Below are 13,359 nucleotides of genomic sequence, written 5' to 3'. Positions count from 1 at the left end.
AAGTAATATATCTTATTTATATAATTCAATTTAATAATTAATCTTTTAAAAGATGCGGGGGGAACCTTGATAATTGTATATCATGTATCAGGAGACTCCGGGAATAGTGTCATCAATCAGATAAGCGTTTGTTATAGAGGTATAACCTAACAGAAGAGACTATTACGCCTCTTTCGCTTTTGTTTCGATCTGGTTAACGATCGCCGGATCTTCCAATGTTGAGATATCCTGAGTCACCGCTTCACCTTTTGCGATAGAACGTAGAATACGTCTCATGATCTTACCTGAACGTGTTTTTGGCAATCCGGGGACTTCGATGATATGGTCTGCTTTTGCAATATTACCGATCTCTGAAGCAAGCAGATCATTGATATGTGTTACGATATCCTCATTGACATGCCCCTCTTTGAGAACGATATAGATGAAGATAGACTCACCTTTGATCTCATGCGGGCGCCCTACTACCGCCACTTCAGCTACAGAATCATCTTTCTTCACCGCTGCTTCGATCTCTGCTGTACCCATACGGTGTCCGGATACGTTGATGACATCATCCACACGTCCCGTGATCGTGATATATCCCAGACTGTCCACCAATGCACCATCCCCTGAGAAGTAGACCGGCTTACCCTCTTTTTTGGCATCACCGAAATAGGACTTCTCATATCTATCAGGGTCACCCCAGATCGTACGGATCATACTTGGCCACGGTTTTGTGATACAGAGCAGTCCCGTCTCATTAACCTCTTTTGGCGTACCGTCAGGATCGATCACTTCAGCCATGATACCCGGAAGCGGCATCGTCGCACACGCAGGCTTGATCGGTGTAGCACCCGGCAGCGGAGAGATCATATGCCCGCCTGTTTCGGTCTGCCACCAGGTATCCACGATCGCACACTTGCCTCTGCCCACCTCTTCATAGTACCATTTCCATGCCGGCGGATCGATCGGTTCGCCTACCGTTCCAAGTACTTTGAGTGAACTGAGATCATACTTTTCGGGTTCATGCTCACCCATTTTATGAAGTACACGGATCGCAGTAGGTGCGGTATAGAACTGGGTGATCTTATGGTCTTGTACCATCTTCCATGCACGCCCTGCATCCGGATAGGTCGGTACTCCTTCAAACATCACTGTGGTAGCACCCGCTGCAAGCGGCCCGTAGATGATATAGGTATGCCCTGTGATCCAACCGATATCTGCCGTACACCAGTAGACATCATTCTCTTTGATATCAAATACCCACTCCATCGTCATCTGTGCCCAGAGGATATACCCGGCCTGGTTATGCTGCACGCCTTTTGGCTTACCTGTACTTCCTGAAGTATAGAGCAGGAAAAGAGGATCCTCGCTATCCATAAGCTCATAAGGACACTCGGTATGTTGTGACTCGATCAGAAAGTTATAATCATAATCTCTTCCGTCAACCCAATCGATCTCTTCATGGTTTCTCTTTACAACAAGGACGGCTTCGACACTCTCCCCACCCTCTTCAAGGGCTTCGTCAACCACCTGCTTGAGCATATAGGGTTTACCTTTTCTATACGCACCGTCAGCCGTGATCACAAGTTTTGCCTCCGCATCTTCAATACGGTCTTTCAGAGCCTCAGCAGAGAAACCGCCAAAGACAATAGAGTGTATCGCACCGATTCTGGCACATGCCAGCATCGCATAGGCCGCTTCAGGGATCATCGGCATATAGAGTACAACCCTGTCACCTTTTGTAATACCGAACTCTTCTCTCAGAAGGTTCGCCATCTTGTTCACGCGGAGTGAAAGGTCCGCATAGGTGATATGCTCTACTTCTCCCCTGTCCCCTTCAAAAAGGATCGCCGTTTTATCTGCTTTGTCTGCAAGGTGCCTGTCGATACACTGGTTGGAGACATTGAGTTTTCCGTTGGTAAACCATTGATAAAATGGAGCATTGCTCTCATCCAGTACCTTCTCATAGGGTGCCAGCCAGTCGATCTTCTCATCGGCATATGCTTTCCAGAACCCTTCATAGTCCGCTTTTGCCTTGTTTTGAAGCTCCCAATACTCATCCATACTTCTGATGGCAGCATTCTCGGCAAACTCAGGATTTGGTTGGTATATCTCTCTGTGTGTTCTCATTGAGATCTCCTATTTTGATTGATTGTTACGATAAGTGTAGCATAGATTATAAAAAAAGAAAAAATCACAAAGTGGATATCATTAAATAGGAGTACCATTATCCTATTTGTTACGAATGGTTATCTTTCTCTCGAACTATTTGACAAACTTATAGCCATGTGGTATGATTAAATAAACTTGAGTCCTGAAAACTCAGAGAAGGGCTGTAGATGAAATACTATAAAGAAGTAAAAGACAAAGAGAGGATCATCTGTCTTCTATGCCGCCACTCCTGTTCCATCAGAGAGGGTAATGTAGGAATGTGCGGTGTGAATAAAAATGTGGATGGGGAGCTTAAAAATCTCGTCTACGGACACCCTGTTGCCGTACATATCGATCCGGTGGAAAAAAAGCCGATCTACCATCTACTCCCCGGAAGCAGCGCACTCTCATTCGGAACGGTGGGGTGTAACTTCAGATGTCCCTTCTGTCAGAATTGGGATATCTCCCAGGAACACAAGATTAATGAAAACATCAATGTCTCCCCCGAAGAGATGGTGAATTTAGCCATTGAAGAGGGGTGTGACTCTATCGCCTACACCTATAATGAACCGACCATATTTTATCCCTATGCCAAAGATGTCGGTCTGCTTGCCAAGAAGAAGGAACTTAAAAATATTTTTGTCAGTAACGGGTTTGAGTCTCCGGAGGTCATTAAAGATATGGCGAGTTGGATCGATGCAGCCAATATCGACCTGAAAAGCTGGGATAGTGACTACTATAGAAAAGTGCTCAAAGGAGGCCTTGAAGAGGTCAAAGATACACTGAGAAGAATGGTGGATGAAGGGATATGGGTAGAGGTAACCACCCTACTCATAGAGGGTGAGAATGACAGCGACCGGGATATCAGAGAGATGGCTGAGTTCATCAAAAATGATCTTGGGCCGCATGTGCCATGGCATCTGACTGCATTTCATCCTGACTACAAAATGCTTGACCATGAAAGAACCAATCTGGAGACACTTCAGCGTGCCAAACAGATAGGGAAAGAGGCAGGATTGTACTATATCTATCTGGGGAATGTCCCTGTACACGGTGATACCCACTGTCCGGAGTGTGATGAACTGCTGATAGACAGAACCGGATACAGCATTACCGTAAACAGACTGGAAAACGGTCACTGCCCCAACTGCCGGAGAGAGATAGAAGGAGTATGGAAATGACTTCTTCTCTTGCCAAGGGCAAAGCTTTTACGAGAAATCATTTAGTGATTTCCTTGTATCATGCTTTAGCATTAGAAGTGAAAGGAATATGGAAATGAGTACACGTGAAACCTCGGTAGCAGGACAGTTTTACCCTTCAAACCCCCAAGAGGTCAAAAAAGTCTTTGATCACTATAACCAGATACTGGAGAAACACTTTTCCAAGGATGATCCGATCTGGCAGCTGCATCCAAGAGCTGTGATCGTTCCTCATGCGGGATATATGTATAGTGGTTTCACCGCCAATATCGCCCTTAAACTCCTTGCAGATCAGGATATTGACCGTATCGTGATCATCGGTCCTAGCCACCGTGTTTACTTTGAAGGGAGCAGTATCGCCGATTGTGACAACTATCATACACCATTAGGGGATCTCCCGATAGACAGGAAACTTGCCTGCGAGCTCAAAGAGGAGTTTGGACTGCAGTACTATCCCGATGCACATCATGAACACAGTACAGAGGTACAGTTTCCCTTTATCAAAGCATACAAGCCCGATGTAACGGTAGAAGAGATCGTCTACTCTGATGAAAAACCTGAAAGGCTGGCACCCATTATAAAACGGCTGCTGCAGGATCCCAAAACAGCCATAGTGATCAGTACCGACCTGAGCCACTACTACAACATACAGAAAGCCAACCATCTTGACAGCATCTGTCTGGACGCGGTCAAAGGTCTTGATAGAGCGAAACTGCATGGGGGATGTGAAGCTTGCGGGAAGATCGGTGTAGAGGCGATAATGATCGTCGCTGAAGAGATAGGGTTGGAGCCGGTCCTGCTGGATTACCGTACAAGTGCAGATGCGAGCGGTGATGAGTCACAGGTGGTCGGATATATGAGCGCAGCGTTTGTGGAGAAGAGATGAAAAAAGAAGTTTTATTGAAGCTTGCACGCGCAGCAATCGCAGAAGCCGTAGGTATTTCCTATACCCTGGACCTGGATAATATGATGGAAGAGAACCCTTGGCTGAAAGAGGAAGGGGCATGTTTTGTCACACTCACCATAGGGGAACATGAACTGCTCAGAGGCTGTATCGGCTCCATAGTCGCACACCGTCCGCTCTATGAAGATCTCATCCATAACGCGAAGAGTGCAGCATTGAACGATCCAAGATTTCCTTCACTGACGCAAGACGAGTTCGAAAAGATCACGGTAGAGGTCTCTATCCTTACCCCGCCTCAAAAAGTGGAATACAGCGCAATAGATGACCTCAAATCAAAGATCCGAGTAGGCACGGACGGTGTCATCCTCAAACATGATGCATCCCATCAGGCAACCTATCTGCCGCAAGTATGGGAACAGCTGCCGGATTTTGAAAGTTTTTTTATGCACCTGTGCATGAAAGCCGGCATGGGGATGGAGTGTCTTGCCTTCCATCCGGAGATCCATACCTACCAAGTAGAGGAGTATAAGGAAGGTAGCAGGTAGCATCCTACAGAAAATTAAAAAGAGGGAAAAAATGAAAGATCTAGACTCACTCATTGACTCGATCATTATCGACAGGGTACTGAAAAGTCCGCAGATCATTGAAGCCTTTGAAAAGGTCGACAGGATAGACTTTGTCCCCGATATGTTCAGAGAGAGTGCCTATCTGGATATACCGCTTGGTATCGGAGAGTACCAGACGATCTCACAGCCTACCACCGTTGCCTTTATGCTCGAACACCTCGCTCCACAGAAGGGAGAAAAGATACTTGATATCGGTGCCGGTTCGGGATGGACCACTGCTATGCTGTGCCATATCGTCGGAGAAGAAGGAACTGTTCTAGGCCTGGAGAGGATAGATGCTTTGGTAGAGTTCGGCAAACACAATCTTGCCAGGTACTGCCGGGATGAGAGATGCAGGATCGAAAAAGCAGGAGAGGTACTTGGTGTTCCAGGGGAGAAGTTTGACAAGATACTTGTCTCGGCAGCTGCGGATGAACTGCCCGAAGCGCTTATAGAGCAGCTCAATGTCGGCGGTAAACTGGTGATCCCGATACAAGACTCCATCGATGTGATCACAAAGATCTCTGAAGAGGAGTGTCAAAGAGAGAGTATCTACGGGTTCAGGTTCGTTCCGTTGATCTATTAACCCATAGAGATCATCAGATGGTACACAGATATAGATAAAGGAGCAATGTGGAGATGAAAACAGAAGCGCATGAGAGGTTTATAAAACGTTGTATCGAACTGGCACAAGAGGCGCTGGATGATGGGGACAATCCTTTCGGTTCTGTTGTGGTCAAAGAGAATAAGATCATCGCTGAAGCACGAAACAGTGCCCTGCATGATGATATCACAGACCATGCAGAGATCATTGCGATGAGAAGAGCCAGAGAGGCACTGGGCAGTGCAGACCTTTCCGGGTGTACACTCTACTCCAACTGTGAGCCATGCCCGATGTGCTCTTTTATGATGCGTGAACAAAAGATCAAAGAGGTGGTTTTTGCACTTCGAACCCCGCATATGGGTGGATATAGTAGATGGGATATCCTCCAGGATAAAGGGCTGGCACGATATAAACCTGTATTTTCAACCCCTCCGAATGTCATTACCGGTGTACTCGAAAAAGAGGCAACAGAGCAGTTTGAAAAAGCGGGATGGACGATACACAAAAAATAACGTATTGATCAAATAATAAGCACTAATCTTCTCCTATTTGTCCTCTTTTGCTCTATAATTAAACAAAGAATTAAACAAGGATAAAATAAATGAAAGAGTATTTCGGAGCCTATTACCAAGCAAAAGAACAAGTCATCGGCTTTATTGAAGACAGCGTATTGAATGTCGGTACAGTGAGTGCATTTGAAGAAGAGAACTTCGCAAATCTGTTTGATGTATTTAAGGCTTTAGAACTGGTCTATGTTGTAGATGCAAAAAGCTCTGTACAAACCTCTCCCAATATCTACCCGAACCGTATCGATAAAGATGCCAAGGATATCAGCAGAGCCTATCTTCTGGATCGTTTGGAGATCAAGGAGAACGGTTTTGCATTCACCGCACCCTACAAAAGTGCCGCAACACAGACACTCTGTATCACCGTCACCAAAAAAGAGGGAGACAAGATCATCTTTATGGACTTTGATCTGAAAAGACTGCTGGAGAGACTGAAGCTTATAGAGAGACATGCTGCCTTTGACGCGGTGCAACTCTCCTTTTACCTCTTTACCGGAGCGTTCATGGCTATCATCGCTTTGGCGGCCGTCCTCTACTCTCTCTTTGACTTCGGGGGCAATGTCATGGCGATGAATCTTGATATCCATACGATCTTCAAGCCGATCATTGCTGCGACACTGGGGTTGGCGATCTTTGACCTGGCAAAAACAGTCCTGGAACAGGAGGTCTTTTATAAAAGCTATGTCAAGAACTCCAAAGAGGAGGTCAAACTGCTGACAAAATTCCTCTTTACGATCCTGATCGCTCTGGCTATCGAGACCCTGATGGTAGTCTTTAAAATCGCGATGAAAGAGGATGGAGAGATGGTCAATGCACTCTATCTGATGGGCGGAATCTCCTTCATCATCCTTTCACTCGCAGTCTTTATCTATCTGACACAAAGAAAAAACGCTTAGTGTCAAACAAGCCAATGCAATGTATAATAGATATAAAAAGCATTGATTGGACAAACAATGGGTTCAGAGATACACAAAGAAGCATTTACCCAGCAGGACTACCGGGCATTTGAAGATGCCTGGCTCTCTGAGCTTGCGTTTGTCAGACAACTCTTTGAACAGGACGGCAAACTTTTTAGTGAATCAAAACGTTTAGGGTATGAGCTGGAAGCATGTATCCTTGATGCGAACAATCAACCTGCACCGATCAATCATAAGATACTTTCAGAACTTGATACTTCTCTTTTCACCCATGAGCTTGCCAACTATGACCTGGAGATCAACGGCAGCGTCTTTACCTTTGGTCCCTCCACGCCTTCTGATCTGAAAAAGAACATTACAAGACTCTTTCAAGAGGCGGAAAATGCTGCCCAAAAATTCAATACCCTTCTCGGACTCTTCGGTGTTTTTCCCACTCTTATGCCTGAACATTTCGATCCTGCACACTACCAGTCGGATATGAAACGCTATACCCTGGCATCAAAACGTATCCATGAACTGCGCCACGAGAGTATCCACATGCTTTTCCATGGTGAGGATGAAGTGAAACTGGATAGGGATGATGTGATGAGCGAGGCACTCTCTACTTCACTGCAGATACACTTTCAAGTCCCTTTTTCCCGTGCAACAGACTACTATCATGCTGCACTTTTCGCCTCAGTGATTATGGTGGGTTTCGGAGCAAACGCTTCATTGGTATTGGGCAAAAGAGCCTGGCATGAGTCCCGCATCCCTATCTTTGAGCAGTCAACCGATGCCAGGGACAAGAGAAGAAGGAAAAAAGGCGAGGAGAAAAGGGTACACTTTGCACATGGTTATATCGACTCCTGGCTTGAACTGTTCGAGCAAAACAGGGCTTTTAAGATCCTCTTCCCCGATGTGGTGGATGCACCGGTAGAAGAACTCTATCACTTCAACCTTCACAATGGAACCATCTGGCGGTGGATACGTCCCATCATCTCTCAAGGCAAAGAGGGGAAGTGGGGACTGAGAATGGAGCTTCGTGTACTGCCTTCGGGACCTACACTTATCGATATGCAGACGAATATTTGGTTTTATATCGGCCTGATAGAAGGTCTGGTGAATAGCGGTAAAGATCTTACGAAGATTCCTTTTGAAGTGCTCAAAGATGACTTTTATCAGATAGCCAAATGCGGTATGCAACATAGATTTCATGAACCTTTAGAGGGGAAAAGTATGATACTCAATGAGTGGATAGTACACTCCGGTCTCAATCTCGCAAGAGAAGGCTTGGAGTCTTTGGGTGTAAAGCATATAGAAACTTATCTGGATATCATTCAAGCGCGTGCGGCAAGTGGCCAAAACGGTGCACTCTGGCAGCTTAAACACTTTGAAAAATATAATAATATCAATAAACTTGTGGAGGATTATATGAGAAACTTTAAAAACGATACCCCCGTACACCTTTGGAGCGTATAATGGAAAGACTGAATAGTATAGATCAGATCCCTGAAAGATTTTTAGAGATCAACTACCGTGATATCAAAGAGGTATTCGAATCTCCTACGCTTATCCGTCTCAAAGGAGATAAAGAGCCTGCCCTCTTCATCTCGATCCTGCTGCACGGTAATGAGTTCAGCGGTTTGCAGATCATGCAGGAGATTCTCAAAAAGTATCAAGTGGATGGATCCTACGATCTGCCAAGAACGCTCTGGCTCTTTGTGGGGAATGTCGAGGCGGCATCACTGGGACTGAGGAGACAGGATAATGAACTGGACTTTAACCGTGCATGGCCGGGGACACCACACCCGGAAGCCCCTACGGCACAACTCATTGCGGAAGTGATGGAGAAGATCACGGAAAACGGGCTTTTTGCAGCCCTTGACCTGCATAACAATACGGGGAAGAACCCGCCTTACGGATGTATCTCTATTGTCAATGAGAAAAACAAATACCTGAGCAGTTTCTTCAACCATATCGGTATGGTATTTCATACGCCAAAAGGGGTCTCAACCATGGCATTTGATGAGATCTGTCCTGCGATCACTCTGGAGTGTTCCACTCCCGGAAATCCTCTGGGGATAGAAAAAGCCGTAGCACTCATCGATGACCTGATGCATATGGAGCACTTCCCCGATAAAGCACTGCCCGAACACGATCTTCAGCTCGTATACAACAGTGCAGTACTCAAAATTGCCGAGGGGGTGACATTCGGTTTTGAAGAGGAGCAAGGGGAGTTCGAGCTCACACTGACAAACAACTTTGACCGCCACAACTTTACCCGTCTTGAAAAAGGCGAAGTGTTTGCCCATACGACAATCGACAAACCTATTATCGCCACATTGGAGAACGGTACCGATATCACGGATGATATACTCATCAATGAAAATGGTGCACTATCGCTTAAAAAGCCACTGATGCCGGCGATGATCACACTGGACAAAAGAATCATTCTACAGGATTGTCTCTGTTATTTGTTGGAGGAGTATAGAGAGAAAAGATAAGAAAAAATGTTCTGTAAAATCAAATAGATTGCCCTGTACCAAGGAGTACAAGGCATAGGAGATTACGCTGTAAGTTCTTTGAGCGTTTCGTAGGCAGCTTTGATAGATTCATCGATCATCTCATCAGTTGTTGCAGTAGAGATAAATCCTGTCTCGAAAGAAGAACATGCGAGATATACACCACGATCCAACATCCCTTTATGGAACTTTGCAAACATCGCTGTATCATTTTGCTGTGCTTCTGTAAAATTTCTTACCGGTATCTCAGAGAAGAAGAATCCGAACATACTTCCTCTTACATCCGTAACCATCGGTACATTCACCGCATTCGCAGCATTTTGGAAACCTTCCATCAATTTTTTTGCTTTATTGCCAAGCTCTACGTAGATACTCGGATTTGCTTTGAGCTTTTTAAGACTCGCAAGACCTGCTGCCATCGCTACAGGGTTACCGCTTAGTGTACCCGCCTGGTATACAGGACCTTCAGGTGAAAGGTGTGCCATGATCTCCGCTCTTGCACCAAATGCCCCTACAGGCATTCCTCCACCGATCACTTTACCCAGTGTCACCATATCAGGTTTAACCGTTGTGATCCCCTGTGCACCTCTCAATGAAGCCCTAAATCCGCTCATCACTTCATCGAAGATCAACAGTGTACCGTGTGCATCACAGATCGCTCTAAGTTCCTGCAGGAAATCTTCTGTTGCCGGGACCAGTCCCATGTTCCCTGCGATCGGTTCAATGACCACACACGCGATCTCACCTTTTGCATCGGCAAAACACTGTTTTACCTCTTCTATATCATTATATGTTGCAAGCAGTGTATGCTTGGTCAGATCAGCGGGAACTCCCGGACTCGACGGTGCACCGAATGTAGCCAAGCCCGAACCGGCCTGAACAAGCAGAGAATCAGAGTGTCCATGGTAACATCCGGTAAACTTCAGGATATTGTCTCTGCCGGTAAATCCGCGTGCCAAACGGATAGCAGACATCACTGCTTCGGTACCTGAACTGACAAAACGTACCTTATCGATCGTATCAAAAAGTGTTGTGATCTCTGTAGCAAGCTCTGTCTCTACCTGTGTCGGAGCTCCAAAGCTCAGTCCATTCTTCACGGCTTCCATCACGGCAGTTTGGATATCAGCATCCACATGACCGAAGATCAACGGTCCCCAGCTCTGTACAAAGTCGATATATCTGTTTCCATCGATATCATAGAGATGTCCCCCCTCGCCTCTTTGGATAAAAGGAGGTGTTCCTTCCACACCATTAAACGCACGTACAGGTGAGTCTACACCTCCCGGGATCACTTTGTATGCTTCTTCAAATGCTGCGATGCTTTTATCGTATGCCATATGATTAATCCTTGTTGTGTATAATTCTGAGATTTGAGAGCGTGTTCCTCTATGGAGCTTAGCACTCATCAGATAATAGCGTGAATTATACAACAATGGCACTAAGGGGTCGATTATCCGTACCAGAACACTGAAAGCATTTCTACTGTCACTCCTATTGCACCTGTTGATTTTCCTGCTATTTGTGGTGAACACAAAAGAGTTGAAGCTCCCCAAACCGCAAAGCCAATCCCAAAAAATCTCTCTCAACCTCAACTCATTTGTACCACAGGCTCCAAAACCGATACCTCAGCCTAAACCTCTACCGCCTCTACCGGAAGTCACTCCTCCACCGGTAGAACAACCTCTAAAAGAACCTATAAAGAAAGAAGAGCCTGCCAAAAAGGAAAAGAAGCGTGTTGAGAAAAGTTTTATTGCGGCAAAAGAGAGCAAAGAGAACAATGCCACCAAAGTAGCTGAATTCAAGCCCGCAGTAGTGAAACAGGCTCCAAAAACAGAGAGAAAAGAAGCACCCAAAGCAGTGAGACAACAACCGGTAAAAAAGGTGGCTGAACATAAGCCGGTTAGAAGATCCAAAGATCCGCTGGCCAATGCATTGATGCGTTCAGGCAGTGCAATGACACCACGGCCTAAAAAAGAAAACTTTGTCGACCAGATGGTATCACGTATCTACGGTAAGGAGTTTCACACCTATAACAAAGAACAAAAAAAGTTCATCAAACAAAGACTCGGAGAGATATACCGTATCACACAGAATACACTCTGGCGCAAAGGTTACCCGGATACCGCGGTACGTATGCAGATGCAGGGTACCAATATCGTTTCATTCTACCTGCACCCCAACGGTGATATCTCAGAGCTGCGCCTCAGATCTTCGATAGGCTACAGGGTGTTGGATGAAAATACGCTGGAAGTGATAAAGACAGCCTATAAAGACTATCCAAAACCAAAGAAAAAAACCAAGATCATGTTCTATGTCACCTATAGACTCTACTAGTTCGTTACTTAAACTGAACGAAAATATCTTTAATGATCAATAATTTTAATGATATTTATAAATTTATATGATGTTAGCGAGGATACTCTCCCGCCTTTCCTGCTATTATGAGGCAGATTTAGGGAAAAAGAGTAAATTAAGTAACCCATGCTTATAATTATTATAAGATAGGTGTAAGTATAAAAAAAGGTTTTTGATTGAATGAAAAAATAAACTTGGGGGCTTCCAATACGATCGGTTCACATATTCTGCCGGGCGAACCTCTCATCGAATTGAGCAGGATTATAAATGGACAGGTCAATCTGACGATCTTGAGTTCTGAGAAAATCATTGATGGGGTCAAAGAGGGTATTTTTGACCTGGGACTGATCGAATCGGCGATCTTCGATGATACACTTGTCTATAAAAAATGGATCGAAGATGAACTTGTTGTCTGTTCTAAAGCTTCGCTGGGGGAATCCATCGATAAAGAGATGATCATCCACTGCCAGCTTTTATGCAGAAAAGAACAGTCTCCTACCCGTCAACTGATCACAGGTTTTTTGAAAGAACATGAGCTCTCTTATCAGGATTTTGACTCATTAATGGAGGTGGATAATACAACCTCTGCCATACAAAGCATCAAATGGTCAAAACCGAACAAAGAGCACCCTACTGTCACGATCGTCTCACGCTTGGCGGTAGAAGATGAAATTGAAAGAAAAGAACTTTATCTCTCCCGTATCGAAGGGGTGCCTATAGTGAGAAACTTCTATATCATTTACGATAAGAAGAGAGATGATAGCGAAAAACTGGAAGCGATCATCAACTATCTTATAACACAACAAACCACTACTGAACGCTCCAGCTAGCCTCTACCAGCAGCCTTTCCCCTTCATATACTCTTCCTGCAAAATGATCCCCTCTTTTGTAGGTACCTACACCTTTGGGTGTCCCTGACATGACGATATCCCCATCCTCAAGTGACATAAAACCATCTATCTCCTCCAGCATCTCCAAAGGCTTGTAGATCATCAGCCCATAATCGGCAAACTGTATAAGCTCATCATTGATAAAAAGTTCCATACGAAGCTGCCTGAGATCTCCGCTGAAAGCTACAAATTCACCCAATACAGCCGAACCGTCAAACGCCTTTGCCCTCTCCCATAGCAAACCTTTCTGTTTCATCTTATTCTGTATCTCCGCTTTAGTAAGATCAAGCCCGAAACCTATACCTGCAATCTTTTTATCCTCTATAAGAAAACATATCTCCCCCTCAAAGCGCGTATCTTCACTAATGAAATGAAGGCTATCGGTGATCGCAGAGTTCGGCTTGTTGAAAACAACCATTGTATCGGGTGTCTCATTACCGAGTTCTTCAATATGTTCAACATAATTTCTTCCTATACAAACCACCTTGGATGGCACAAGCTCTCTATGATTAAAACTGATCTTGTTCATATATGACTCTCTCCTCTCTTTTGTCCTATTAGCGCTAGAAGCATTGGATACAGATATTGTATCAGATGGTGTTTGAAGTATCACAGTTTCACCAACCATATAGAGACCAGATCTACATATAATCATGAAAAATAATAAATATAACTCTTTTTTTTA

13 protein-coding genes are annotated in these 13,359 nt (G+C 44.9%); 10 read left to right on the top strand and 3 right to left on the bottom strand.

The window, feature by feature from the left end:
• Nucleotides 1–162: 162 nt before the first annotated feature.
• Nucleotides 163–2,112 carry an acetate--CoA ligase gene (gene acs, locus AC4JOV_RS05525; protein ID WP_229936142.1) on the bottom strand — a complete coding sequence of 650 codons (1,950 nt, stop codon included), beginning with the start codon at nucleotides 2,110–2,112 and terminating at the stop codon, nucleotides 163–165.
• A gap of 209 nt (nucleotides 2,113–2,321) precedes the next feature.
• On the opposite strand from acs, the gene amrS reads away from it, so the two are divergent.
• The 8 genes from amrS to AC4JOV_RS05485 all read left to right on the top strand — a co-directional run bounded on the left by amrS (nucleotide 2,322) and on the right by AC4JOV_RS05485 (nucleotide 9,411).
• Nucleotides 2,322–3,314, top strand: a complete 993-nt coding sequence (gene amrS, locus AC4JOV_RS05520) for an AmmeMemoRadiSam system radical SAM enzyme (RefSeq protein ID WP_229936143.1) — start codon at nucleotides 2,322–2,324, stop codon at nucleotides 3,312–3,314.
• 94 nt (nucleotides 3,315–3,408) lie between these two features.
• Entirely contained in the window at nucleotides 3,409–4,218 is an 810-nt protein-coding gene (gene amrB, locus AC4JOV_RS05515; RefSeq protein WP_229936144.1) for an AmmeMemoRadiSam system protein B, read from the top strand.
• Nucleotides 4,215–4,781: an AmmeMemoRadiSam system protein A gene (gene amrA, locus AC4JOV_RS05510; RefSeq protein WP_229936145.1), complete on the top strand. Its 567-nt coding sequence runs from the start codon at nucleotides 4,215–4,217 to the stop codon at nucleotides 4,779–4,781. Before amrB ends, amrA begins: the two co-directional genes overlap by 4 nt.
• Nucleotides 4,782–4,812: 31 nt before the next feature.
• Nucleotides 4,813–5,427 (top strand): protein-L-isoaspartate O-methyltransferase, encoded by a 615-nt coding sequence (gene pcm / locus AC4JOV_RS05505; RefSeq protein ID WP_229936146.1) that lies wholly within the window; start codon nucleotides 4,813–4,815, stop codon nucleotides 5,425–5,427.
• A 53-nt stretch (nucleotides 5,428–5,480) separates the two neighbouring features.
• Complete coding sequence (locus tag AC4JOV_RS05500) at nucleotides 5,481–5,957, top strand: nucleoside deaminase (RefSeq protein ID WP_229936147.1); 477 nt, start codon at nucleotides 5,481–5,483, stop codon at nucleotides 5,955–5,957.
• 89 nt (nucleotides 5,958–6,046) lie between these two features.
• Nucleotides 6,047–6,907, top strand: coding sequence for a hypothetical protein (locus AC4JOV_RS05495; protein WP_229936148.1), 861 nt, complete (start codon nucleotides 6,047–6,049; stop codon nucleotides 6,905–6,907).
• Between the two features lie 42 nt (nucleotides 6,908–6,949).
• On the top strand, nucleotides 6,950–8,386 hold the full coding sequence (locus tag AC4JOV_RS05490; protein WP_491522198.1) for a hypothetical protein: 1,437 nt from the start codon (nucleotides 6,950–6,952) through the stop codon (nucleotides 8,384–8,386).
• On the top strand, nucleotides 8,386–9,411 hold the full coding sequence (locus AC4JOV_RS05485) for a M14 family metallopeptidase (RefSeq protein ID WP_229936150.1): 1,026 nt from the start codon (nucleotides 8,386–8,388) through the stop codon (nucleotides 9,409–9,411). The genes AC4JOV_RS05490 and AC4JOV_RS05485 overlap by 1 nt, the downstream gene beginning before the upstream one ends.
• Before the next feature lie 62 nt (nucleotides 9,412–9,473).
• On the opposite strand, the gene hemL is transcribed toward AC4JOV_RS05485, so the two are convergent.
• Complete coding sequence (hemL, locus tag AC4JOV_RS05480; RefSeq protein WP_229936151.1) at nucleotides 9,474–10,766, bottom strand: glutamate-1-semialdehyde 2,1-aminomutase; 1,293 nt, start codon at nucleotides 10,764–10,766, stop codon at nucleotides 9,474–9,476.
• A 184-nt stretch (nucleotides 10,767–10,950) separates the two neighbouring features.
• On the opposite strand from hemL, the gene AC4JOV_RS05475 reads away from it, so the two are divergent.
• Together AC4JOV_RS05475 and AC4JOV_RS05470 are read left to right on the top strand one after the other, a co-directional pair.
• Complete coding sequence (locus AC4JOV_RS05475) at nucleotides 10,951–11,763, top strand: energy transducer TonB (RefSeq protein ID WP_491522197.1); 813 nt, start codon at nucleotides 10,951–10,953, stop codon at nucleotides 11,761–11,763.
• A gap of 197 nt (nucleotides 11,764–11,960) precedes the next feature.
• Complete coding sequence (locus AC4JOV_RS05470) at nucleotides 11,961–12,614, top strand: LysR substrate-binding domain-containing protein (RefSeq protein WP_229936153.1); 654 nt, start codon at nucleotides 11,961–11,963, stop codon at nucleotides 12,612–12,614.
• Here the strand turns inward: AC4JOV_RS05470 and AC4JOV_RS05465 are convergent.
• Complete coding sequence (locus AC4JOV_RS05465; RefSeq protein ID WP_229936154.1) at nucleotides 12,595–13,203, bottom strand: fumarylacetoacetate hydrolase family protein; 609 nt, start codon at nucleotides 13,201–13,203, stop codon at nucleotides 12,595–12,597. The genes AC4JOV_RS05470 and AC4JOV_RS05465 overlap by 20 nt on opposite strands.
• Nucleotides 13,204–13,359: the final 156 nt, after the last annotated feature.

It is taken from the genome of Sulfurovum sp. MH2-6 (assembly GCF_058374785.1).
The sequence above is the reverse complement of the archived record's forward strand: the minus strand, read 5'-3'. Positions and strand labels throughout refer to the sequence as shown.

What these genes read in the sequence shown, in the direction of transcription:
- acs (WP_229936142.1), bottom strand. Translation starts at nt 2,112, where the DNA reads ATGAGAACACACAGAGAGATATACCAACCAAATCCTGAGTTTGCCGAG.
- amrS (WP_229936143.1), top strand. Translation starts at nt 2,322, where the DNA reads ATGAAATACTATAAAGAAGTAAAAGACAAAGAGAGGATCATCTGTCTT.
- amrB (WP_229936144.1), top strand. Translation starts at nt 3,409, where the DNA reads ATGAGTACACGTGAAACCTCGGTAGCAGGACAGTTTTACCCTTCAAAC.
- amrA (WP_229936145.1), top strand. Translation starts at nt 4,215, where the DNA reads ATGAAAAAAGAAGTTTTATTGAAGCTTGCACGCGCAGCAATCGCAGAA.
- pcm (WP_229936146.1), top strand. Translation starts at nt 4,813, where the DNA reads ATGAAAGATCTAGACTCACTCATTGACTCGATCATTATCGACAGGGTA.
- AC4JOV_RS05500 (WP_229936147.1), top strand. Translation starts at nt 5,481, where the DNA reads ATGAAAACAGAAGCGCATGAGAGGTTTATAAAACGTTGTATCGAACTG.
- AC4JOV_RS05495 (WP_229936148.1), top strand. Translation starts at nt 6,047, where the DNA reads ATGAAAGAGTATTTCGGAGCCTATTACCAAGCAAAAGAACAAGTCATC.
- AC4JOV_RS05485 (WP_229936150.1), top strand. Translation starts at nt 8,386, where the DNA reads ATGGAAAGACTGAATAGTATAGATCAGATCCCTGAAAGATTTTTAGAG.
- hemL (WP_229936151.1), bottom strand. Translation starts at nt 10,766, where the DNA reads ATGGCATACGATAAAAGCATCGCAGCATTTGAAGAAGCATACAAAGTG.
- AC4JOV_RS05465 (WP_229936154.1), bottom strand. Translation starts at nt 13,203, where the DNA reads ATGAACAAGATCAGTTTTAATCATAGAGAGCTTGTGCCATCCAAGGTG.